The 23715-nt window shown below is 62.5% G+C and carries 20 protein-coding genes; 5 read left to right on the forward strand and 15 right to left on the reverse strand.

The window, feature by feature from the left end; genetic code table 11:
* Nucleotides 1-47: 47 nt before the first annotated feature.
* A complete protein-coding gene (locus RG836_RS20080) occupies nucleotides 48-806 on the reverse strand; it encodes an SDR family NAD(P)-dependent oxidoreductase (RefSeq protein ID WP_310848789.1) in 759 nt (252 codons plus the stop codon).
* Nucleotides 807-961: 155 nt separating this feature from the next.
* Here RG836_RS20080 and RG836_RS20085 point away from each other — a divergent pair, with 155 nt between their 5' ends.
* Nucleotides 962-1621, forward strand: coding sequence for a TetR/AcrR family transcriptional regulator (locus RG836_RS20085; RefSeq protein ID WP_310848791.1), 660 nt, complete (start codon nucleotides 962-964; stop codon nucleotides 1619-1621).
* 62 nt (nucleotides 1622-1683) lie between these two features.
* Here the strand turns inward: RG836_RS20085 and RG836_RS20090 are convergent, their stop codons facing one another.
* The 4 genes from RG836_RS20090 to RG836_RS20105 form a co-directional block, all read right to left on the reverse strand.
* On the reverse strand, nucleotides 1684-3306 hold the full coding sequence (locus RG836_RS20090; RefSeq protein WP_310848793.1) for an acyl-CoA synthetase: 1623 nt from the start codon (nucleotides 3304-3306) through the stop codon (nucleotides 1684-1686).
* An 81-nt stretch (nucleotides 3307-3387) separates the two neighbouring features.
* Nucleotides 3388-4938 carry an aminomethyl-transferring glycine dehydrogenase subunit GcvPB gene (gene gcvPB, locus RG836_RS20095; RefSeq protein ID WP_310848794.1) on the reverse strand — a complete coding sequence of 517 codons (1551 nt, stop codon included), beginning with the start codon at nucleotides 4936-4938 and terminating at the stop codon, nucleotides 3388-3390.
* A complete protein-coding gene (gene gcvPA, locus RG836_RS20100) occupies nucleotides 4935-6338 on the reverse strand; it encodes an aminomethyl-transferring glycine dehydrogenase subunit GcvPA (RefSeq protein ID WP_310848797.1) in 1404 nt (467 codons plus the stop codon). Before gcvPA ends, gcvPB begins: the two co-directional genes overlap by 4 nt.
* Before the next feature lie 35 nt (nucleotides 6339-6373).
* Nucleotides 6374-7540, reverse strand: a complete 1167-nt coding sequence (locus tag RG836_RS20105; protein ID WP_310848799.1) for an ATP-NAD kinase family protein — start codon at nucleotides 7538-7540, stop codon at nucleotides 6374-6376.
* A 138-nt stretch (nucleotides 7541-7678) separates the two neighbouring features.
* On the opposite strand from RG836_RS20105, the gene RG836_RS20110 reads away from it, so the two are divergent.
* Nucleotides 7679-8284 (forward strand): TetR/AcrR family transcriptional regulator, encoded by a 606-nt coding sequence (locus RG836_RS20110; RefSeq protein WP_310848801.1) that lies wholly within the window; start codon nucleotides 7679-7681, stop codon nucleotides 8282-8284.
* Between the two features lie 135 nt (nucleotides 8285-8419).
* Entirely contained in the window at nucleotides 8420-9304 is an 885-nt protein-coding gene (locus tag RG836_RS20115) for an SDR family NAD(P)-dependent oxidoreductase (RefSeq protein WP_310848803.1), read from the forward strand.
* Between the two features lie 21 nt (nucleotides 9305-9325).
* Here the strand turns inward: RG836_RS20115 and RG836_RS20120 are convergent, their stop codons facing one another.
* The 5 genes from RG836_RS20120 to RG836_RS20140 form a co-directional block, all read right to left on the reverse strand.
* The gene (locus RG836_RS20120; RefSeq protein ID WP_310848805.1) at nucleotides 9326-10243 is read right to left on the reverse strand and encodes an AraC family transcriptional regulator; all 918 of its coding nucleotides are present in this window, start codon (nucleotides 10241-10243) and stop codon (nucleotides 9326-9328) included.
* Nucleotides 10244-10421: 178 nt separating this feature from the next.
* Complete coding sequence (locus tag RG836_RS20125) at nucleotides 10422-11696, reverse strand: MFS transporter (protein WP_310848807.1); 1275 nt, start codon at nucleotides 11694-11696, stop codon at nucleotides 10422-10424.
* Nucleotides 11697-11757: 61 nt separating this feature from the next.
* Nucleotides 11758-12882 carry an alkene reductase gene (locus RG836_RS20130; RefSeq protein WP_310848809.1) on the reverse strand — a complete coding sequence of 375 codons (1125 nt, stop codon included), beginning with the start codon at nucleotides 12880-12882 and terminating at the stop codon, nucleotides 11758-11760.
* A 114-nt stretch (nucleotides 12883-12996) separates the two neighbouring features.
* Entirely contained in the window at nucleotides 12997-14451 is a 1455-nt protein-coding gene (locus tag RG836_RS20135) for an aldehyde dehydrogenase family protein (RefSeq protein WP_310848811.1), read from the reverse strand.
* 93 nt (nucleotides 14452-14544) lie between these two features.
* Complete coding sequence (locus tag RG836_RS20140; RefSeq protein WP_310848812.1) at nucleotides 14545-15141, reverse strand: TetR/AcrR family transcriptional regulator; 597 nt, start codon at nucleotides 15139-15141, stop codon at nucleotides 14545-14547.
* Between the two features lie 203 nt (nucleotides 15142-15344).
* On the opposite strand from RG836_RS20140, the gene RG836_RS20145 reads away from it, so the two are divergent.
* Complete coding sequence (locus RG836_RS20145) at nucleotides 15345-16298, forward strand: GlxA family transcriptional regulator (protein WP_310848814.1); 954 nt, start codon at nucleotides 15345-15347, stop codon at nucleotides 16296-16298.
* 555 nt (nucleotides 16299-16853) lie between these two features.
* Nucleotides 16854-17222, forward strand: coding sequence for a DUF6124 family protein (locus RG836_RS20150; protein WP_310848816.1), 369 nt, complete (start codon nucleotides 16854-16856; stop codon nucleotides 17220-17222).
* A gap of 200 nt (nucleotides 17223-17422) precedes the next feature.
* Here the strand turns inward: RG836_RS20150 and RG836_RS20155 are convergent, their stop codons facing one another.
* The 5 genes from RG836_RS20155 to RG836_RS20175 form a co-directional block, all read right to left on the reverse strand.
* Complete coding sequence (locus tag RG836_RS20155; protein ID WP_310848818.1) at nucleotides 17423-18361, reverse strand: LysR family transcriptional regulator; 939 nt, start codon at nucleotides 18359-18361, stop codon at nucleotides 17423-17425.
* Between the two features lie 71 nt (nucleotides 18362-18432).
* On the reverse strand, nucleotides 18433-19563 hold the full coding sequence (locus RG836_RS20160) for an alkene reductase (protein ID WP_310848820.1): 1131 nt from the start codon (nucleotides 19561-19563) through the stop codon (nucleotides 18433-18435).
* 187 nt (nucleotides 19564-19750) lie between these two features.
* Nucleotides 19751-21982 carry a xanthine dehydrogenase family protein molybdopterin-binding subunit gene (locus RG836_RS20165; RefSeq protein ID WP_310848821.1) on the reverse strand — a complete coding sequence of 744 codons (2232 nt, stop codon included), beginning with the start codon at nucleotides 21980-21982 and terminating at the stop codon, nucleotides 19751-19753.
* Entirely contained in the window at nucleotides 21979-22974 is a 996-nt protein-coding gene (locus RG836_RS20170) for an FAD binding domain-containing protein (RefSeq protein ID WP_310848823.1), read from the reverse strand. Before RG836_RS20170 ends, RG836_RS20165 begins: the two co-directional genes overlap by 4 nt.
* Nucleotides 22974-23651, reverse strand: coding sequence for a (2Fe-2S)-binding protein (locus tag RG836_RS20175; protein WP_310848825.1), 678 nt, complete (start codon nucleotides 23649-23651; stop codon nucleotides 22974-22976). The genes RG836_RS20170 and RG836_RS20175 overlap by 1 nt, the downstream gene beginning before the upstream one ends.
* Nucleotides 23652-23715: the final 64 nt, after the last annotated feature.

The raw sequence follows: 23715 nt of genomic DNA on the forward strand, positions 1-23715 counted from the left end.
CAGGCGTGGTACCTGGCGCAAGCCCGAGTGAACCGCGCCAGGCGCGATCAGATGCTCAGGCCACCGGCCATGTCGAGGACGCCACCGGTGATGTAGCCACCGTTCGGCCCGGCAAGGAAACACACGGCAGCGGCGACTTCCTCAAGGGTGGCGATGCGGCGGATCGGGTGCAGGTCCATGACTGCGTCGGGAACATCGTCGCCCATCGCGCTTTTTTTCATGTCAGTGGGCATGATGCCGGGCTGGATCACGTTGACCGTGATGTCGCGCTTGCCGAGGTCACGGGCCGCGCCTTTAGCATAACCGACCACCGCCGCTTTGGTACCGGAGTAGTCCGCCACCCCGGAGAACGGCACATGCCCGCCTAGCAGCGAGCCGATGAAGATGATTCGGCCGCCATCGGTCAGCACCTGCGCGGCCGCACGAGTGGTCGCCACCGCGCCAAGCACGTTGACGTGCCATTGGCGATCGAGATTGACCGTGTCGGGCGCCGGATCGTCGACCAGTTGGCCCTGCACCGCGATGGCGGCGTTGTTGACCAGGATGTCGAGCCGGCCAAACTGCGCGAGCACTTCATCGACCAGCGGCTTGGCCGCGGCCAGATCACCCTGGTCGCTCTGGATGGCGAGTGCGCGCACGCCCTTGGCCTTGAGCGACTCGACCACGGCGGCGGCTTTTTCCGCCGAGGCCACGTAGCTGATTGCCACGTCAGCGCCCTGCTCGGCCAGCGCTTCGGCGATGGCCACGCCCAGGCCACGAGAACCGCCAGTGACCAGTGCGACTTTGCCTTTCAATGTCTGCTGCATCGGAAAAACCTCTGTTTTTATGGTTGGAAAATTTCAGAACCGATCAATTTGGCTGTTTGCGTAACGCACGTTACGGTAACGGACGTTATGCAATTCAGCAGAACGAGTCAAATGGTTTAATATCGAGCGTTACGAAATAATTCCGAGGCAATTCGATGGGCAGGCAACGTGAGTTCGACGTGGAAAAAGCGCTGGACGCGGCACTGTGCGTGTTCTGGCGCAAAGGCTACGAGGGCGCGTCCTATACCGACCTGACGCAGGCTATCGGTGTGGAACGGCCGGCACTGTATTCGGCGTTCGGCAACAAAGAAGCGCTGTTCCGCCTGGCGTTGGCACGCTATTACGAGCACTACATGGATTTCATTCCAGTGGCACTGGAGCTGCCCACTTCCCGTGAAGTGGTCGAGCACCTGCTGCGCCGTTCGGTCGAGCTGAATACGCGGTATCTGGATCGCCGTGGCTGCATGGGCATCCAGGGTGCCTTGGCTGGCACGGACGATTCCGAACCGATCCGCCTCGCCCTGATCGAAGCGCGCGCCGAAGGGGAAACGGCGTTGCGCGAGCGTCTGGAACGGTCGAAGGCCGAGGGCGACCTGCCGCCGACCGCCAACTGTGCGGTGCTCGCCACTTACCTGCTGGCGGTGCTGCACGGCATGGCGGTGCAAGCCAAGGCTGGCTTCAGCCGTGAGGTGCTGGAGCTGGTGGTGGACCAGGTCATGTCGACCTGGCCAGGTCCCGCAGAGTCGTCCGTCAAAGCTCCTGAGTCAGCCCCTACGTCAGAGCCAGGGTCGGATTCAGCCGAAACCACGAGCTGAAACGACACCGGCTTCATCGGATTATCCGTCCCGCTCGACCAAGAATCGGTGCGGGCGCTCCGTCAGAGCGTCTTGGCCCACTCGCGCAATACATACTTCTGGATCTTGCCGGTGGAGGTTTTCGGCAACTCGGTGAAGACCACGGTTTTCGGCAATTTGAAACTCGCCAGATGCTCACGGCAGAACCCGATGATGTCGGCTTCCACGGTGTCCTGGCAGTCGGTTTTCAGGGTGACGTAGGCGCACGGGGTTTCCCCCCACTTGTCGTGTGGCCGGGCGACCACCGCCGCTTCGAGCACCGAGGGATGCCGGTAGAGCACGTCCTCGACTTCGATGGTGGAAATGTTCTCGCCGCCGGAAATGATGATGTCTTTGAGGCGATCCTTGATCTCCACATAACCGTCCGGGTGCCGCACCGCCAGGTCGCCGGTGTGGAACCATCCGCCGGCGAAGGCTTCGCGGGTCGCTTCAGGGTTTTTCAGGTAGCCCTTCATCACCGTGTTGCCGCGCATGAAGATTTCGCCAACGGTCAGCCCGTCCGACGGCACCGGCTCCAGGGTTTGCGGATCGGCCACCATCAGCCCTTCCAGGGTCGGATAACGCACGCCCTGGCGCGCCTTGATCTTCGTCCGTTCGAGCAACGGTTGTTCGTCCCATTGCGCATGCCAGGCACACACCGTCACTGGCCCGTAGACCTCGGTCAGACCGTAGACGTGGGTGATTTTGATGCCCATCGCCTCGACTGCGCCGATCACCTTGGCCGGCGGTGCCGCGCCCGCGACCATGGCGTTGACCGGGTGTTCGATGGCGACTTTTTGCGAGTCCGGGCAGTTGACCAAGGCATTGAGCACGATCGGCGCGCCGCACAGGTGACTGACCCGGTGTTCGCGGATCAGACTGAAGATTTTCTGCGGGTCGACCCGACGTAGAAACACGTGGGTGCCGGCCAGCGCGGTGACAGTCCACGGGTAGCACCAGCCATTGCAATGGAACATCGGCAACGTCCAGAGGTACACCGGGTGGTTGCCCATGGCCCAGGTCATCTGGTTGCCGATGGCATTCAGGTAGGCGCCGCGATGGTGATAGATCACGCCTTTGGGGTTACCGGTGGTGCCGGAGGTGTAGTTGAGCGAAATGGCCTGCCATTCGTCTTCCGGCCACTGCCAGGGGAATTGCGGGTCGCCTTCGCCGAGGAAGGCTTCATAGTCCAGCGCGCTGATCGCCTGGCCTTCGCCATATTCCGGATCGTCGACATCGACCACCAGCGGCGGATTGGCCAGCAGGCTCAAGGCCTCGCTGACGACGGCGTGAAACTCGCGGTCGGTGATCAACACCTTGGCCTCGCCGTGTTCCAGCATGAAGGCAATCGCGGGCGCATCCAGGCGCACGTTGAGGGTGTTGAGCACCGCGCCGATCATCGGCACGCCGAAGTGCACTTCGAGCATCGCCGGGGTGTTCGGCAGCATCACCGCCACCGTGTCGCCCTTGCCGATGCCCTGGCCGCTGAGTGCGCCCGCGAGTTGGCGGCAGCGTGCGTAGGTGTCGCGCCAGTTGCGGCGGATGGCGCCGTGGATCACCGCCGGGTAATCGCCGTAGACCGCGGCCGTGCGTTCGATGAAGCTCAGCGGCGACAGCGCGATGTGGTTGACCGCCGAGGGCGCGAGGCCCGTTTCAAAAATCGACATGAAGGAGTCCTGTTGGGCGATCACCGGCACCGATACCGGTGCCGGAGCCCGCCGATGGCTGATTGTTAGCTCTGTTCAGGGTTACGCGTTGTGTTTCTTGCGCTGATAAGCGCGCCAGGTCATGGCCCAGTGTCGCGGGTCTTCCAGTGGTGCGCTCTTCAAGCGGTGAATGGCCTGGTTGTGCGGTGACGTCTTGACGATCTCCGGGTTCGAGTAAGCCTCGTCGCAGATGTGCGCGAGCACCGCAATCCAGGTGTCCAGCGCCTCCTTGCCATACATTTCCCCTGCTTCCGGCGTGAACGGTTCGGGCACCAGCCACGGGTGGTGGCTGCTCCACATCGGGTCGATGCCGAAATCGCTCATGCGGTTCTGCACATCGTGCACATCGACCCCGGTGTCCTCCTTGAGCTGCTCCAGACTGTAGCGGGTCATCTCCATCCGTGGGCTGGTGGCTTCCGGGTGCGAGCGGGTCACGCCACGGATCGCCAGCAGGCCTTTTTCCATGTAGTTGTTGGCCAGCACCGAGATATCCGACGCCTGTGCCATCCCCGCCGCGCCCATTGCCCGCGACCAGGCATAGGCCTTGAGAATCACCGGCACGTTGCCCCAGAACTCACGAATCTTGCCGGCGCTGTGCGGACGATCGTAATCCAGGCTGTAGCGCTCACCGTCGAACGCCACCACCGGCGCCGGCAGGAAAGGTGCCAGCTCCGCCGAGCACCCATAAGCCCCCACCGCCGGGCCACCCACCCCACTCTTCGGCGCGCCGAAGGTTTTGTGCAGCATGAACATGCAGGCATCGAAGCCCAGCTCGCGCGCACGAATCTTGGTCATCGCGCCGTTGAAGTTGGCGTGGTCGTAGAAGCATAGACCACCGGCCTCGTGCACCACCCGCACCCACTCGCGGATTTCGGGGTTGTACACGCCCATGTCATCCGGGTTGTTGACCATCAGCGCAGCGGTGCGATTGGACACCGCCGCCTTCAGCGATTCGAGCGACGGATAGCCGTTGTCCTCGATCATCAGGGTGATGACCTTGAAACCAGCGGCCGCAGCGGTGGCGGCACTGCTCGGGTGGGTCTGGATGGTGGTGATGATTTCGTCGCGCTGCGCCAATTCGCCACGGGACTGGTGATAGGCACGGGTCACCGCACAACTGGTATACGCCGCGTCGGCCCCGCCGCCGGCCTGGAAGATGAACTGATCCATGCCCGACAACTCGCGCAGAATCGTGTCCATGCCGTGCACCACTTCGAGCGAGCCTTGCAGAGTGTCTTCGTCCTGATACGGATGGACGTGGGTGATTTCCGGCCGCCAGGCCATGGCTTCATTGATCTGCGCGTTGTACTTCATGGTGCAGGTGCCGAACAGGCTGATGTTCATCATGCCCAGGGTCTGCTGCGACAGGCGCAGGTAGTGATAGAGCACTTCCGGCTCGGACATTTCCGGCAGTGCCGCCGGGCGCGAGCGGCGCATGCTCGCCGGAATCAGGTCCTCAACGCCGCCGACCTGCGCCCTTATATCGGCTTCAACTTCGGAGAAAATCACCCCGCGACGGCCCGGATAGCCCATCTCCAAAATGACCGGTTCGCTCCAGACAGGCGCATGGTATTCCTTGAGTGTGGTGCTCATTGTGCGATTACCTTTTTCAGTGCGGCGGTCAGCCGCTCGAGATCGGCCTGGGTGTGGATCTCGGTGACGCAATACAGGGCGCTGGCGCCCAGTTCCGGGAAGTCCGCGCTCAGGTCCTTGCCGCCGAAGATGCCGAGGGCGAGCAGGCGCTTGTTGATGTCTTTGACGCTGAGCCCGGTGCCGTCGAAATTGACCACGAACTCCTTGAAGAAGCCCTTGGCAAACGTCACCCGCACACCGGGAATGTCGCCCAGCAATTTCGCCGCGTAGTGGGCCCGCTGCAGGATCACCGTGCCAACGTCTTCGAAGCCTTTGGGGCCCATCATGGCCATGTACACCGCATTGGCGATGGCCCACATGTACACCGAGTGGCCAGTCCAGTCGTTGCCCTTGTCGCGCAAACCGTAGGACGACTGCTCGAACAGACTCAAACCAAAACCGTATTCGCCGGGCTTGGTGGTTTCGGCGATGCTGATGAACAGCGTCGGGTATTGATGCGCGTAGAGTTCTTCGTCGCGGGTGGCGATAAAGCCGCTGACGCCGCCGCCGCAATTCATGTGCACGCCCAAAGGCTGGGTGGTGCCGACCACGATGTCGGCGCCGAAATCGATCGGTGCCGCCAGCACGCCGAGGGAAATCGGGTCGACGCCGACAATCACTTCAGCCCCCGCCGCGTGGGCAATTGCGGCAATCTCGGCGCCCTGCTGTTCGATCACGCCGAAGTACGACGGCGTTTCGAAATACACCGCTGCCGTCTGCGCACCGATCGAGGCGCGCAGGTGGTCGAGGTCGAGCAAACCGGTGGCCGGGTCATAGTCGACCAGGCGTACAACGATGTGGCTCGGCATGTCCACCGGTTCGCAGTAATTGCGGATAATCGACAGCCGCTCCGGGTCGATGGCACGCACCACCGCCACCTCGTTACGCCCGGTGATGCGCGTGGCCATGCGGATCGCGTGGCCGGCGGCACAACCCCAACTGCGTACCGGCAGCCCGACCAGGTCCATGTTCAGCAATTCGCCGAGCTGGCTGCAGAACTCGAACCAGGCCTGGTTACGACCATGGTCGGAACTCGGCTCGCCGAACACCGAGGTCAGCCATTCGTTGCGGCGTACCACCTCGTCGCACGCGGCGGGCACGTGATGCTGCCAGCAACCGGCGCCGAGGAAGTTGAGGTTCTGCTCGCAGGTTTTGTTTTTCGCCAGGGTGCTGACCAGGTGCCGACGCAGCTCGCTTTCGTTTAGCGCTGGCGGCAAGTCGATCGGCCGTTGCAGGCGATGCGCCTCGGGGATCTGCTGGAACAATTCTTCGATGCTGTCGACGCCGATCGAATCCAGCATTTGCTGCTGGAGCGCCGGCACGGAGTTCGCCATATAGGGGTGGGCGACATGTTGACTCATGGGGGTATCCTCAATTTTTCGGATGAAACAAATAGTCAGGCTCGAACCCTGAAGAAAACCGACCGGTCGGGCCCGGTGTGCACGCGTAAATGGCCGCTGAGCAGGGCGTCGACCTCGGCATCGCCGGTGTCGACGCGCAGGCAACCGGCGTCGAGGGAAATCAGTTTGTCCATGGAAGTGATCACGATGATCTGCTCGCGCCCGACGCGGCGGATGATCTCGGCGCTGATCTGCTGGTTGCCGCGGCCGAACAGGCTGCCATGGCCGCCGAGCACGCCGACGATGATGTGGGTCTCGCGTCCCTCCATCAGTTGCAGCAAGGCTTGTTCGTTGAGATCGGCGCCCAGCAGCGCCCCGTCCATGACCGCGTCGACGCCCAGCAACGTCGACGGCAGGCCGAGTTCGTCCATGACCCGCCGCGTGGTGGTGCCGGGCCCGAGCAGGTAAAGGCAGCCGGGTTTCATCTGCCGCACGACTTGCCGGGCGACGGCGTCGAGCGCGAGGTTTTCGTTAGCCCCGGAGCCGGACTTGGCGTTCTGCACCAAGTGCCGCTGATGCGGGCTGCGGGCGTAGCCATACAACTGCGCCGACATCTGATCGGTGCGCATCGCGGCTTCGTCGATGTCCATCACCTCGGCCTCGCGAAAACGTACCGAGGTTTCAGCGCCCATCACCCGTGCCGCCAGGCGCCCGGCGTTCTGTGGGTTGGTGCCGAAGACTGCGGAATACATCTTCACGCCACTGGGGATGCCGAGGATCGGCACCCGGTCACTGACCATCGCCAGCACGTCCCGCGCGGTGCCGTCGCCGCCAGCGAACAGCAGCAGATCAACCTTGGCATAAGCCATGACCAGCGCCGCATTACGCGTGTCATCCGGCCGGCTCCCGCCCGGCGTTGCGGTGTACACGACGATTGGCTCCAGGCCGGCGGCCCGCGCCACGTCTTCACCGAGATCGCCGGAGCCCGTGAGTAACCGAAACGGCGTACCCGATGCCGCCAGGCCTTGCAGGGCGAGCAACGCGCGTTCGCTGGACACCGGCAGCGCGCCACGACGCCGGGCTTCTTCCAGGACTTCGGGGCCGTCGGTGCCCTTGAGCCCGACGCGCCCGCCCATACCGGCCACAGGGTTGACGATCAGCCCAAGGGTTTTGCCGTGGCCGGCGCCTAGGAGTGAACTATCGAAGTCGCGCTGTTCACGCATTGCTCGGTATCCTGTGCTGAACGACGATGCCCTGGAGTCATTGCATACGCCTCGTATGTCGGACACAATAAGGCATACATGTCGTATGTCAACTCACATACGTCAAGAATGTTAAATTTTCAGAAAGGAAGAGGACCGATGGCGCAGAAGCGTGCGGACATGATTGTGGAAACCCGCGGCAAACTGATTAAAGCCGCGCGAGACGCGTTCGCTGCGAAGGGTTATGCCGACAGTTCAATGGATGATTTAACCGCCAACGCCGGCCTGACCCGTGGCGCGCTGTACCATCACTTCGGCGACAAAAAGGGGTTGCTGCAGGCCGTCATCGCGCAGATCGATGAGGAAATGACCGCGCGCCTGGCGGTGATCATCGATGAAGCGAGCACGACCTGGGACGGCTTCATCGACGAATCCATTGCCTACATCAAAATGTCGCTGGAACCGGAGATCCAGCGCATCGTGTTCCTCGACGGCCCGGCAGTGCTCGGTGATCCGTCGCAATGGCCGAGCCAGAATGCGTGCATCCGCAGCACCCAGCGCAGTATTCAAAAGCTGATCGATGAGGGCACGATCCGCGCGGTCGACACTGAAGCCACCGCGCGGCTGATCATGGGCGCCCTGCTTGGCGCTTCATTGTGGATCGCCCATGCCGAGGATCCTCACACCGCCTCGGAGAAAGTCGCCGAGAGTTTCATCGCATTGGCGTCCGGCTTGCTGCTGCCGACACAAACGGCGGCTGAATAGTCTTGACCGCTGGCGCTGCACCCACGGGTTGAGAGAAACCAGCCACTCTTTGATGGGATCTGCACAATCCGGCGAATCCGCGACGCTTAGTATCGCTATCACCCGCAGTGCGATACGACCATCAAGGAGAACGCCATGAGCAGTGAACACCCTTCTGGAATGACCCGGCGCAACGTCATTTACGGCGCCGCCACTGGCATGGCCGCCGTGGCCGCGGCGTCGATTGCGTCGACCGCCCACGCCGCCCAGCCCGAGGCTCAAGAGGCCAAACAGGGCCAATCGAATGAACTGGCCGGCAAGCGCGTGCTGGTGACGGGCGCGTCGCGCGGCATCGGCGCCGGGATCGCCCTGGCCATGGCGGACAAGGGCGCAGACGTGGTGATCACCTTCCTCAATTCCCCCGACAAGGCCGCCGCCGTGGTGCGGGCCATCGAGGCCAAAGGACGGCGCGCACTGGCGATCAAGGCCGACAGCGCCGACCCGGCCGCCGTGCGTCGCTCGGTTGAGCAAGCCGTGGACAAACTGGGTGGCCTCGACGTGTTGGTCAACAACGTGGGGATTGCCCGCTCCGGACCCTTGGCGGACATGAGCCTGGTGGACATCGACGCGGTGCTGAACATCAACACCCGCGCCGCCGCCCTCGCCGCGCAAGCGGCCATTGCGCACCTGAAAAAGGGCGGGCGGATCATCACCGTCGGTTCGTGCCTCGCCGAGCGAGTGCCCTACCCCAACCTGACGATCTATTCGATGTCGAAATCGGCGCTGCTCGCCTTCACCCGCGGCCTCGCCCGTGAATTGGGGCCGCAAGCGATCACCGTCAACCTGGTGCAGCCGGGGCCTATCGACACGGATCAAAACCCGGCCAATGGCGACTGGTCGGAACCGAACCGTCGGCTGACCTCACTCAACCGCTACGGCAAACCGTCGGATATCGCTGCAGCTGTGGCTTTTCTCGCCAGCCCGGCGGCGGACTTCATGACCGGTTCGGTGGTCACGGTGGACGCCGGTTTCAACGCCTGATCTGCCCGGCAACCCAAGCCCTCAGCGCGCCACTTGCGGCTGAGGCGCTTGCAGGTCCTGGCGCACGCGGATCACGTCCTGACTGGGCGACAGGCCGTATAACTTGCGGTAATCGCGGTTGAATTGCGACAGGCTTTCATAGCCAACGTCATACGCCACCAGCCCAATCCCCTCCGACGCCAGCAAGCGTCGACGTGCCATGTGCAGGCGTACCTGTTTCTGGAATTGCAGCGGCGAGACCGTGGTAATCGTCTTGAAATGCCGGTGAAGGCTCGGCGCGCTCATGCTGACAAAATCCGCCAGTTCCGCGACCCGCAACGGCTTGGCGAAATTGTCGCGGATCCAGTTAGTGGCGCGAGCGATGCGCGCGACGTTGCCATCCGGCCAGGCCAATTGCCGAAGCACCGGCGCGAACGGCCCTTGCAACAGGCGCCAGATAATCTCGCGGCGAATCAGTGGCATCAGCACCGGGATGTCGTTGGGGTGATCCAGCAACTCCAACAAACGCGCCAGCGGATCGGCCAGGCGCGTATCGAACTCACTGATCTCGAACGGCACCACCGGTTGTCCGGGCGAGTGCTCGGTGGGATGCTCGCCGAGTAGCTCCAGCACCGTGGCGTGGTCAAGTTCAAAACTCACCGACAGATACGGCGTCTGGCTGGTCGCTTCGACAATCCGTGAAGTCACGGGCAAGTCGACCCCGGCAATCAAGGATTCCCCCGCGCGGTAGCGAATCAGCCGATCCCCCAGCATCGCCTCTTTCATGCCTTGCACGATCACGCTGTACACCGGCCGTTGCACGGTGGCGATAGGTTCGCTGGGGCTGAAAAAGCGCGACACCATCAGGCCTTCGATGGGCGTGTAGAGGCCATAACGCGCCGCCTGGCGCTCGATCAATGGCGCCAGGCGGCGGATCGCTGCTTGAGGTTCATCTGACATGGTTTGCCTGCCGTTTCGGCTGATGAGGTGGATCGGGAGCCGCGCGTGAAAACGAGATTATCTAGGTCGGAACCTGGACAACTCGTTACAAAATCTTGCACAGCCAACTTAGCTTTTCACGGATGTCTGGACCACCGGGTCTTCAGCGTTTAATTGTTGCAGCTAATGTCGTGCTTGCTCAGCCAAGCTCAGCACCACGGCGGTGAGGCTTGAGAAACGGCGTGGTCCCCAGCATCACCACACTCACCCCGACCATCAGCCACAGCGACAGATGAAAGCCACCGGTCAAGTCCCGCAGATAACCCATCAACAACGGCCCAGAGGCCGCGACCACGTAGCTGACCAGCAACACAAAGGCATTCCAGGCATTCGCTTCATCGGCGTTTTCAGTGTTGTCCAACGGCAGGGTCATGGCCAGGGTGAACGCGCCACCCGTGCCGAACGCCACCAGCGGTATCGAAACGAACGGCATTGCGTTGGGGGCAACGGCCAGGGACAGCGTGCCGAGCAAGGCAATCGCCGAACTCACCGCCAATGCCACGCGCCGGTCTTCATGGCGACTGAGCACGCCGAACAGTGGATTGGAGATCATGAACGCCAGGGTAAAACTCGCCAGGATCAGCCCGGCCGTGGTCGGGAGCCGGCCGTATTCCACGAACATCGGCGCGGTCCACGAGATGAACGCGTAGAACACAATGTTGTTGCAGGCGAAGAACAACGCGATCAACCACGCCGTGCGGTTGCCCAAGGGCATTGCATACCGCCGGGCCGACACCTTGCCCTGCGCCGCCGTGCGGAAATGCCGTTCGACCAACCACCAGGCGGCGATGGCAATCACCACCGGCAACATCCACACGCTCGCCCCCAGGCGCCAGCTCGCGGTCGCTTCGGCCACCGGCCCGGTGACGGCGGCGGCAATCGTGCTGCCCAATGCCAGTGCAGTGGCGTAGAGGCTCATCAGCAACGCCGCTTGCTTCGGGTAATGGCCTTTGACGAACCCAGCCAGCAAGGCCCCCGCCACGGCAATCCCGGCACCGATGCCGACGGTGGTCAGGAACAGCCCGGAGATCGAGCCGGCGACCGCGCGTAATCCGGTGGTGGCCAGCAGCACCAGCAGCGCGATGAGGATCACTCGGTCGCGGCCGAATCGTCGCGCCAGCCACGGCGTCGGCAGCGCCATCAAGCCCATCAGCAGTGTGGGGATGGCGGTCAGCAATGAGGCCTGGGTGTGGGACAGACCGAAGTCGGCGATGATGCCCGGCAACAACGGCCCGACCGAGACAATCGCCGGGCGCAAGGTCAGCGCCACCAGCACGATGCAGATGATCGCGAGCAGCAACGATGGGGTTTTCTGCGGCGGGCTTACGGGCTCGCACAGGCGCAAGTGCGGCGCGGATTCAAGAGCGGTCACCGGTAACGGTTCGGCCAGCGGAATCTGAGAGTTGGCTAACATGGTTCATCCTCCAGGGCTGGCCGGACCCGCGTCGCGCGGGGTCCGGCCAGCAGGTCGGTGGTCAGCCGGCGTAGACCGGATAATCAGTGAATCCGGCCTCGGCACCGCCGTATAGCGAGGCGGCATTCAGCGGGTTGAGCGGCCAGCCATTGACGATTCGCGCCGGCAAATCCGGGTTGGCAATGAACGGCCGGCCAAACGCGACCAGGTCCGCCAGGCCCGCTTCAATCAGCCGCGCGCCGCGCTCGGCGGTGTAGCGGCCGGCGTAGATGATCCGGCCACTGAAGGTGCTGCGCACATCACGGCGGAACTGCTCGGGCAAGTCGGGAGCGTTGTCCCAGTCCGCTTCGGCAATCGAGACGTAGGCGATGCCCGATGCTTCCAACACCTTGATCGCTTCGATGTAAGTCTGGTGCGGATCTTTCTCCACCAGGCCGATGTACACCCGCTCCTGGTCGGTGCTGGTGAACAGCGGCGTGAAGCGCACGCCCAGGCGATCCGGGCCGACCACCGCAACAACCGCCTCGACCACTTCACGCAAAAACCGCAGGCGGTTTTCCAGCGAACCACCGTAGTGGTCATCGCGCTGGTTGGCGTGCTCGGAGATGAACTGATTGATCAAATAGCCGTTCGCCGCGTGGATCTCCACACCGTCGAACCCGGCATCGATCGCATTACGCGCGGCGGTGGCATAGAGGCCGACCAGTTCCTTGATTTCGGCCACGCTCAGCGCGCGCGGCATGGACGGCGCAACCAGTTCGCCGGTGCCGGCGCCGGTCTCGATAAAGGCTTTGGCATTGCCGGCCTGGATCGCCGATGGCGCGACGGGCGGCTGACCGTCAGGCTGCAAGGCGTGGTGGGAAATCCGCCCGACGTGCCACAGCTGGGCGAAGATCACCCCGCCATCGGCGTGCACCGCGTCGGTGACTTTGCGCCAACCCTCGACCTGCGCCGGGGTGTAGATGCCGGGCGTCCAGGCGTAGCCCTGGCCACGGGGTTCGATCTGTGTGCCTTCGCTGACCATGAAACCCGCCGAGGCGCGCTGACGGTAATAAACCGACATCAGGTCCGAGGCCACATCACCCGGTTGCGCACTGCGCTGACGGGTCAGCGGCGGAAACACGATGCGGTTTTTCAGGTTGAGGCCACCCAATTGAACAGGGGTAAACGGCGCTTGATGGTTCATGTCGATAACTCCCAATAAAGAAAAAATAAAAAGCCCGGGCCCCTGCACATGAGGCAGGCCTGCAAAGACTTGGAAAAAATGCGCGGCCCCCGGAAGCAGGGGCCGCAGCAGGACTTACTTCTTGATCAGCACGGTTTTCGGGTTGGTGAACAGCAGGCGGCCTTCATGCCCGCCTTCGGTGCCCACACCGGACTGCTTGTGGCCACCGAACGGAATGTCCACGCCTTGGGTGTGCATCTCGTTGACCCACACCATGCCGGTCTCCAAGCGATTGGCCACCGCCACCGCTGCCTGGGTGTCACGCCCCCACACCGAGCCGCCGAGGCCGAACGGGCTGTCGTTGGCACGCTCGACCACATCGTCGACATCGTCATAAACGATGATCGGCACGATCGGGCCAAACTGCTCTTCCTGGACGATCTTCGAATTTTCCGGCGGGTTATCCACCACGGTCACCGGGATGAAATAACCGGCGCGGCTCTCGTCGACGTCGCCACCCAGCACGATTTTCTGGCCGTTGGCCTTGATGTCGTCGAGGAAGGTGCGGACCTTGTCGAATTGCATCTTGTTTTGCACCGGGCCAACGGTGACGCTCGGTTCCAGGCCATCGCCCAGCTTCTGCTCGCGGGCATAAGCAACAAAGGCGTCGACGAACTCACGATGAAACGAACGGTGGATATACAGGCGTTTGGTGCCGACGCACCACTGCCCGGAGTTACCGATCGCTCCCCAGAACAGCTGCGGGATCGCTGCTTGCCAGTCAGCATCGGGCAGCACGATGGCGGCGTCGTTGCCGCCCATTTCCAGAGTCAGGCGCTTGACGGTGCCGGCGGCGGAACGGATGACGTGTTTGCCGGTTTCGGTGGAGCCGGTGAAGCTGATCTTGGCGATGTCCGGGTGAGCGGTCATTTGCGGGCCCAGCTCGTTGCCGCCGGAGACGATCGACAACACGCCGGCAGGAAATACCGATTGCGCGATCTGACCGAAACGCAAGGTAGTCAGCGGGGTGAACGGCGACGGCTTGATGACCATGGTGTTGCCGGTCAGCAACGCCGGCGCGACTTTCCACAGCGCCAGCAGTACCGGGAAGTTCCACGGGGTGATCGCGCCGACCACGCCCAGCGGGGTGTGATGCAGTTCGACGGTGTGGCTGTCGGTGTCTTCAATAATTTCCACCGGAATCCGCCGGGCAGCGATCTGGCGAATCCAGGAAATCGACTGATCGACTTCCGGTTCGGCGCCGGTCTTCAGCGGCTTGCCTTGCTCCAACGTCAGCAAACGGGACAATTCGTCGCGATGAACTTCAAGGGCATCGGCAAAAGCATTCAAATACGTCTGACGCTGGTCATAAGTCAGCACCGACCAACTTTTAAAGGCTTTTTTCGCGGAGGCCACGGCTTCATCAAGTTGCTCAGCCGTACCGGCGGGCGCATTAGCGAGTACGGTGGCAGTGGCCGGGTTAAACACTTCGAAAGTATCTTTGGTTTCAACCAACTTACCGGCGATGCTCAAGTAGTAAGGGCCATCAAAGATGTTATTCGACACAAGATGACGGGATGCAGTAGGCATGACAATATCTCCAGGATTTACAGGATAGTGAGTCAGTTATATTCAAGCGTTAAGTGGCGCTGCTAATTAGACGTGTTGCGTAAAGTTGTGATTTCAGTGGTGATCGGCACCTCCCACCGTCCTGCGCGTCATCAACATGGCTTCGTCGAATGACACGCTCGTCCGGGTGATCTTGGCCATGACACTCGCCCCCAGCCACAAGGCGTAAAGTCGCAGCGCAACAGCGCCAGGTTGATCATCGAGGGTCACCGAGCCCTCAGCGACGCCGCGAGCCAGGGCCTCGGCGAGCAAGCCAATGATCTGCGACGTGCCGCGATCCAGCGCAGCGCGCATGGGTTCCGAGAGGTCGGTGACCTCGGCGCCCAGCTTCACCGCCAGGCATTTGCCCGAATCGGTCAGCAAGGTCTGGTTGGCGATCCAGCGCTGCCAGTAGTTCATCAACTTCTGACTTTCCGACACGCCGTGTTGCTGGAAAATCTGCCGCATGTCTTCCAGATAACCATCGAAATAGTGATCCAGCAGCGCCACGCCAAAAGCATCTTTGGAACCGAAGTAATGATAAAAAGAACCTTTCGGTACATCGGCAGCCTGCAACACTTCATTCAAACCGACGGCGGAAAATCCTTTATTACTCACAATCAATTGGGCGGCATCCAGAATGTTCTGCCTTACACTTTTAGTTGCGATCATCGTCAACTCCAACGGTCTGAGTAGACCAGTCGTCTAGCTCGTTGGAATGAATCTTATGAGCCACCCTGAACATCCACAATGTCAAATCCGCAAGGATTCCGGACATTCAATCGCCGATGTCCGTTTTTATCTGAAAGTACGTTGCCGTTTACCGAAACAACCCCGACAATCGCCCAGCCATCACCGTTCTGGAGAGAGATGTAATGCACAGCGTTGCATTAGTGGTTTACCCGAATTTCCAATCACTCAGCCTGTCCCTCGGCTCGGTGTTCGAATGCGCCAACCTGATGCTCGGCGAGCCGGCTTACGACTTTCACCTGGTCTCGGAAACCGGCGGCGCGGTGATGTCGTCCCTGGGTTTTTCGGTCAACAGCACCTCGATGAGGGCCGAGGGCTACGACACCGTCATCGTCAGCGGCTACCTCGAATACCACGCGCCGGAAACCAACTTGCTGGAATTCGTCAAAGCCGCTTCCGCGCAGTCGCGGCGCATCGTCTCGCTGTGCACCGGGATCTTCGTACTCGCCGAAGCGGGTTTGCTGGAGGGCAAACGCACCACCACTCATTGGCTGCATGCACCGGCCTTCAAGAAGCGCCATCCGCACATTCAGATGGAAGAAGACAAACTGTTTCTGGTCGACGGCCAGGTGTGGACCGGTGCCGGCATGAGCGCCGGGGTCGACCTGGCGCTGGCCATGGTCGAGAACGACTTCGGCAGCGACCTCGCACGCCGCATCGCGCGCAAACTGGTGATTTACCAACGGCGTGGCAGCGAGCAATCGCAACTGTCGGCGCTGTTGGAACTGGACCCGAAATCCGACCGCGTGCAACTGGCGATGGCCTACGCACGAGAAAACCTCACCGACGACCTCTCGGTGGACGCCCTCGCCGCCGTCGCGCGCCTCAGCCCGCGCCAGTTCAGCCGCGTGTTCCGCGAAGAAACCGGGCAAACCCCGGCCAAAGCCATCGAAGCCCTGCGCGTCGAAGCCGCCCGAATCATGATGGAAACCAGCCGCCACCCCGTCGAAGTCATCGCCAGGGAAACCGGCTTCGGCGACCGCGAACGCATGCGCCAAGCCTTCCTCCGCGCCTTCGGCCAACCGCCCCAGGCGATGCAGCAAGCGCTGTTCAATGGCGGGGCTGGCACGCAGGTCTAACAACGCGCGGGTAAAACGAGCGCTGCGCAACACACTAACGGCTCAGCCACCCCGCCCCCCTGTGACACCACGCTCCTGTGGTGAGGGGGCTTGTGCACCTATCTCGCGTCACACCCGCACTCTGTGGTGAGGGGCTTGCCCCCGTTGGGCCGCGCAGCGGCCCCCAATCAGTCACTGCAATCGGTGACCGTCGCAGCGTTTAACCATTCCTCCCAAGCGTTTAAAGACACTCAGTGTTACGTCATAAGCGGCTACAAGACCTTGCGCCGTTACCTACGCGCACGCCAGAATCCGCTGGCTTGTCTGCCTTGGGGCTCGCCGGTAACTTTGTTCCGTCACTGCACATCAGTGAGCGGGTTTAGTAGCTCGGCAATCACCTTCGGTTGTACAAGTGCCATCCAGTCAGGTATCGCCTGCATTAAATGGTGGTTGTGTACAGGGCGCCCTTGGGCGCGCCGGGTTTTAGGTGACTTTGCCGGTCTACTAACCTGTGCACAGCCGCCACCCTCTCGTATTAGTAGCGAGTCGGTTGCAGCCTTACTGGAGAAAGTCCCTATGTTCAAAGTAACGCCCAACCCCCCCTACACAGATCCAGTGCCCTACGACGCCTCTTTCGATCTTGATCCCAAGAAACTGAAAGCGTCGGCCGATCGCGCGCTCAACCTTTACCTCAACCCCGGGGCGACGAAAACGCAGATACCGCCCCGGCAGCCCGGCAACCTGTTCATCGTCGACCCGGCGGTGAATGACGAAACGTTGCTCGTTCACCTCTGTGAATCGCTGGGCGCAGCCAGCGTCATGGCCGGTGATATCGCCGACTCAATGGACGGCCCGCAACGTAAACGGTTGCTGATGCTGCAACAGGTCATCCTGTTGAGTGAGTCAGCGGTCAACCACGTACTGGATCACCACAAGCCTGGATAGCAGCCGGGCGCGGCAGTGAGGGGGCTTGCTCCCTCACTGCACTAATACCGATGGCACACCCGGTCGCCATCTTCTTGCCCCAGACTCCACAAAACCCTGCACACCGATCTCGCGTCGCACTTCCATTCTGTGGTGAGGGGAGAGGCTGTGGGATTAAGATGCTCAGCTGTCAGGGCGCTGCGTAGCATCCTGGCCCGTTTCTACGAATCGCCCTCCCCCAAATCATCCCAATACGGCGGCGACCCAATCGCCGCCAGAAAGTAATCCCACACCACCCGAACCTTCTGCGAACGCAGGCGGTTTTCCGGGGAGATGAGGTGGATCTGGCTGGGAGATTGTTCCACCGAGCCTTGCCATTCGGGCAGGAGGCGGATGAGGTGTTTGTTGACGAAGCTGTCGCGGTTGAACAGCCACGACGGGAAGAACACGATGCCGCGGCCGGCCAGGGCAGCGGCCAGCAGGGCCTGGCCGTTGTTGCTGCGCAGCGGGCCGTGGACTTCGATGATTTGCACGGTGTCGCTGCCCGGCGCACGGAAGTACCAGCGTTGCGCCCCGCCGCTGCCTTTGTAAACCAGGCAGGCGTGTTGTTGCAGGTCTTGCGGTGACTGCGGTTTGCCGTGTTTTTGCACGTAGTCGGCGCTGGCGGCCAAGACGTATTGCTGGTCGCAGATTTTGCGGCCGATCAAGCCCGAATCTTCCAGGTGTCCGACGCGGAAGGTGATGTCGGCGCCTTCCTGGATTGGGTCGACGAAGGCGTCGGTGACGATCAGTTCCACGGTCAGTTCCGGGTACTGGTCGTACAGGCCATTGAGCAGTTTGACGATGTGCAGGCTGCCGAAGGCGATGGGCGCATTGATGCGCACCAGGCCGCGCACGGCGCCGCTTTTGCCGGTGATTTCTTCGTCGGCGGTGTCCAGCAGCTCCAGCACTTCGCGAATGCTGGCGTAGTACCGTTCGCCCGCATCGGTCAGTTTGACCGCGCGGGTGTTGCGGTACAGCAACTGCTGGCCGACCTCCCGCTCCAGCGCCGCGATGAAGCGCGACACTGACGACGCCGGAACCTGGAAGTGCCGCGCCGTTGCCGAGAAGCTGCCGGTGACGGCGACCATGGCGAAGTAGCGATGCGCTTTGAGATGCATGAAAAACTCCGCCACAGAACACTGAAACCCCGAGGATACAGTGAGCCGTGGCGCATTTCCCGTTATCGATCTCAGCCCTGATGCGGGGCGTAGTCGATGTAGCCTTCGGCGCCGCCGCCGTAGAAAGTGGCGCGGTTGGCCTCGGCCAGCGGCCAGTTGTGTTTCAGGCGCGCCACCAGGTCCGGGTTGCTGATGTAAGCGGTGCCGAACGCGGCCAGGTCAATCACGCCGTCGTTGATCATCTCCTCGGCGCGGATGCGGCTCATGCCGCCGGCCAGAATCAACGCGGTCTCCGGCAGTTTGGCTTTCATCGCCGAGAGCAGATTGAGGAACGCCGCTTTCGGGCCGCCGCCGCTTTCTACCGTGCCGGGCGCCGGGAAACCCGATTGGTCCATGACATGCACATACGCCAGTTTGCGCGCGCCGATTTCGGCGGCCAGCGCGGTGTAGGTTTCATCGATCTGCTCGTACAGCGGCATGTCGAACAACTGGCCGTATGGCGAAACGCGAATGCCAACCCGATCAGCGCCGATGCGCGCGACCACCGCGTCGATCACCTCCAGGGTGAAGCGCAACCGATTGGCCAACTCGCCCGCCGAATACTGGTCGGTGCGGTCGTTGACCAATGGATTCAAAAACTGCTCGTGCAAGTAGCCGTTGGCACCGTGAATTTCCACGCCATCGAAACCGGCCTCGATGGCGTTCTGCGCGGCTTGGGCGAATTCACCCACCACACGGGCAACCTCGGCGGTGCTCAGTTGACGCGGGGCTGGCGGCTCGACCAGGGCTGGCGTGCCGTTGGCGCCGTAGCCAAACGCGGTGGCGCCTACCGGTTGCTTGGTCGAGGCACTGACCGGCAGTTGCCCGCCGTTCTGGATCGACGGATGCGAGACCCGACCGACGTGCCAGATTTGCGCGAACATTTTGCCGCCCGCCGCGTGCACCGAATCGGTGACCAGACGCCAACCGGCGATTTGCTCAGGGGTGTAGATCCCTGGGTTGAACAGGTAGCCCTGGCCTTCGCGGGAAATCGGCGTGCCTTCGCTGACGATCAAACCGGCGGTGGCGCGTTGTGCGTAATACAGCGCGATGCGTTCGCTGGCCACGTCATCCGGGGCGCGGGAGCGGGTCAACGGCGCCATGACAATACGGTTTTGCAGGGTGGCGCCGCCCAACGGGAAAGCTTCGAATAAATTCGTCATGGGATATCCAGAATGTAAGGGAAAGAAAGTGGCAGTGGGTCTATGGGTGGCGATGCTAGACCCGTGTCGGATTAGCCACAATCCATTGGAAAGACAAATGACTATTGCTTTTTCAGCAATGCACGACCGTTCCTGTTCTGCGAAAAAACGCCCCCGGCAGGTGATTCACCTGGCGGGGCGTTGTCGGTCAGGCGATAGCCTTGGGTACGTCGTCCATCAGTTTTTCCAGGCTGATCGGCAGGTCGCGCACGCGCTTGCCGGTGGCGTGATACACGGCGTTGGCCACTGCCGCTGCGAGCCCGGTCACGCCGATTTCGCCCACCCCGCGAGCGCCGAACTCGTTGAGGTTGTAGTCGGGGTAATCCAGCAGAATCACGTCGATGTCCGGTTGGTCGGCATGCACCGGCACCATGTACTCGGCGTAGTTGTTGTTGACCGGCATGGCGTTGCGCTCGTCGAAGTCGGCGGACTCGAACAGCGCCATGCCGATGGCCATGACAATCGCCCCTTCGACCTGATTGCGCGCGGTGGTGGCGTTGACGATTTTGCCGACATCAATCGCACTGACCACCCGCGAGACGCGCAAGCGCGAAATGCCCGGATCCCAGCGCACTTCGACAAAATGCGCGCCGAACGAACTGAACGCATGCTTGGCGGTGTCGGCCATACCGGTGTGGGCTTCGCCCTCGGCGCTGGCGACCTTCAGCCGCTTGAGTACCTCACCGAACGCCAGTTTTTTCGAACCGTCGTCCAACTGGCCGTTGCTGACTTTGAGCGTGTCCGGTTTGACGTTGGCAAAACCACCGTCGGCGCTGGCGGCGAAGCTTTTCAGTTGGGTCAGCGCCGCGCGGGTTGCCTCGGCCACCGCCGGCAGCACGCTGGCGGTAATCCACGAACCGCCGGAAACCGGCGCCGGTGGGTAGGACGAATTGCCCAACTCAACGGTGATCTGCTCCAGCGGCAACCCGGTCAGTTCACTCACGCACTGGGCGATCACCGTGTAGGTGCCGGTGCCGATGTCCTGGGCGCCGCAATACACGTCGGCGCGGCCATCGGACTTGAGCGAGACCCGTGCCTCCGCCGGGGTGCGGAAGGCATCCCAGTTGCACTGCGCCATGCCGTAGCCGATCACTTCATGGCCGTCCCGCATGCTGCCGATGCCCGGTGTGCGCTGGGCCCAACCGAAACGCTCGGCACCCTGGGCCAGGGCTTCGCGCAGATGATTGCCGGACCACGGCAGGTTCTCCTGCTCGTTCTGCTCGGCCCAATTGAGTTGGCGGAACGCCAGCGGGTCCATCTTGCATTTTTCCGCCAGCTCATCGATGGCCGACTCCAGGGCAAACAAACCCGGCGCGGCGCCAGGCGCACGCATGGACGTCGGCGCGCCACGGTTGACCTGCACGGTGCCATGGGTGATTTCGACGTTGGCGCAGGAATACAGGCTGGCACTCATGCCGCCGCAATTCTCGACGTATTGGTCGCCGAAACCGCAGGTGTTGAGCGACTCATGACGCAGGGAAACCAGTTTGCCCTGGCCATCGGCGGCCAGGCGCATGCGTTGCTGGGTCTCCGGGCGATGGCCGACCGTGGTGAACATTTGCGCGCGCGGCACCACCAGTTGCACCGGCCTGCCGACGACTTTGGCGGCGGCACAGGCAGCCACCGAGTGCGGCCAGATCCACAACTTGCCGCCAAAACCCGAACCAATGAACGGCGCCCGCACCTCTACCCGCTCGGTCGGCAAACCAAAGATCTGCGCCAGGGTGTTGCGGTGCACCACCACCGATTGCGTGGCTTCATAGACGATCAATCGGCCGTCGTCCCACAGCGCCACCGTGGCGTGCATTTCCATCGGGTTATGGGTTTCCACCGGGGTGGTGTAGGTCGCATCAACGCGCTGCGCGCCGCCGTCGAACGCCGTCGCCGGGTCGCCACGCTTATGCCCTTGGCCGCCATCCGCCGGCGCTCGCTGCTTGAGCCCTTGCTGCAAATTGGCGAACGAGGCGCTGCCGTTGTAGCTGACCTTGACCTTGTACGCCGCCTCGCGGGCATGTTCGAAGGTGTCGGCAATCACCAGCGCCACGAACTGCCCGGCGTAGCGGATGACTTCGTCCTCGAACGGCAGGCGCTTTTCATCGGTGCGCGAGCCGGTCAGCACGCCGGCCAGGGAAAACGGTACTGGCGAGGTGTGGAAGGCCTGGGGGAAATTGCCATGGTGCAGAATCTCGATCACCCCGGTCGAACCACGCGCGGCGGCGATGTCGAGGGACTTGATCGAACCGCTGGCCACGGTGCTGAACACACCGTAGGCAAACACCATGTCTTTGGGATGTTGGTCCGCCGCGTACTGGGCGCGACCGGTGACTTTCAAGCGCCCGTCGATGCGCCGTGGGGAAGCCCCGATGCTTGAGTCGCTCATGCGATGGCTCCTGTTCCGAGTGTCGTGAGGTTGCGCACGATGGCCTGCTGCGCCAGCGGAATTTTGTAGGCGTTGTGCGAATAGGGTTTCGCGCCTTGCAGCGCCAGTGCCGCGGCCTTGGCAAAGTTTTCCTGAGTGGCCGCCGCGCCGCGCAATGCATGCTCGGCCTCCAGCGCGCGCCAGGGTTTAGTGCCGACGCCGCCCATGGCGATGCGCGCTTCGCGAATCACCTGGCCGTCCATCACCAGCACGATGGCACTGGAGGCCAGGGCGAATTGGTAGGACGCGCGATCGCGCAGCTTCAAATACGCCGAGCGATTGCCCGCCAGCGGCGCATTCAAGGTGATATGGGTGATGAGCTCGTTCGGCTGCAACGCGTGTTCTTTCCACGGCGTGCTGCCAGGCAGCAAGTGGAAGTCGAGGAAGTCGATCTCACGTTTGCCCGACGGCCCCTGCACTTGCACGGTGGCGCCGAGTGCGGCCATGGCGACGCACATATCCGACGGGTGCGTGGCGATGCACTGGTCGCTGGTGCCGAGCACCGCGTGCACGCTGCGGTTGTGCCCGCCAATCGCCGCGCAACCTGAACCGGGCACGCGTTTGTTGCACTCGGAAACGCCGTCGCGGAAATAGTTACAGCGCACCCGCTGCATCACATTGCCGGCGGTGGTCGCCTTGTTGCGCAACTGGGTGGTGGCGCCGGACAGCAGCGCCTCGGACAACACCGCGTAGTCCTTTTTGATGCGCGGATGATGGGCCAGTTGCGTGTTAGTGACCATGGCGCCAATCCGCGTGCGGCCGTCGCTCAACGTCTCAATCTGATTCAGCGCCAGGGTGTGCACATCGACCACGCGATCGGGCTGCATGATGTCGAGTTTCACCAGGTCCAGCAGCGTGGTGCCGCCCGCCAGAAACGCCGTGGCTTCGCTGCGGGCGTGGGTGGCGATGGCCTGTTCGGGACTGGTGGCGCGAGTGTATTCGAGGGCTCTCATTAGCGGGCTCCTTGCACTTTGCTACGCGCATCCTGCACCGCTGCGAGGATGTTCTTGTAAGCGCCGCAACGGCAGATATTGCCGCTCATGGCTTCGCGCACGCTGGCATCGTCGGCGCCGATGTTCGGGTCCTTGATGATCGCGGCCGCCGTCATCATCTGCCCCGAGGTGCAGTAACCGCACTGGAACGCATCGTGGGCCCAGAAGGCTTCCTGGATCGGATGCAACTGACCGTTGCGTTCCAGGCCTTCAATGGTGGTGATCTCGTCGCCCTGGTGCATGGCCGCCAGCGACAGGCAGCTGTTCACCGGCTGGCCATTGACGTGCAAGGTGCAGGCGCCGCACTGGCCGTGGTCACAGCCCTTTTTGGTGCCAGTCAGATGCAGGCGATCACGCAGCACGTCGAGCAACACGGCGTTGCCCGGCACGTTAAGGGTGTGCGCCTGGCCATTGACCTTCAGGGTGATGCGTTGCTCGCCCTTGGCCAACGGCTTCTGGCTGTCGTCCAGTGGCTCGGCCAACTGAGCGGCCTGGGCCCAGACCGGCGCGGTGGCCGCGGCCATGCCGGAGATGCCCACCGTGCGCAGGAAGTTGCGCCGCGAGGGGGTCACCAACTCCTCGAACAATTGGCCAGGGCTGGCGGAGTCGGAACGGTCTTTTTCGGTCGAATCGGTCATAACGGTGGTCCTCATCGTTTTGGCAGGCGGTTCATCACGGTGATGCCTCTTCGGCGGCGGACAT

The organism is Pseudomonas rhizozeae (assembly GCF_031583775.1).
In the GTDB taxonomy this organism is placed as follows: domain Bacteria; phylum Pseudomonadota; class Gammaproteobacteria; order Pseudomonadales; family Pseudomonadaceae; genus Aquipseudomonas.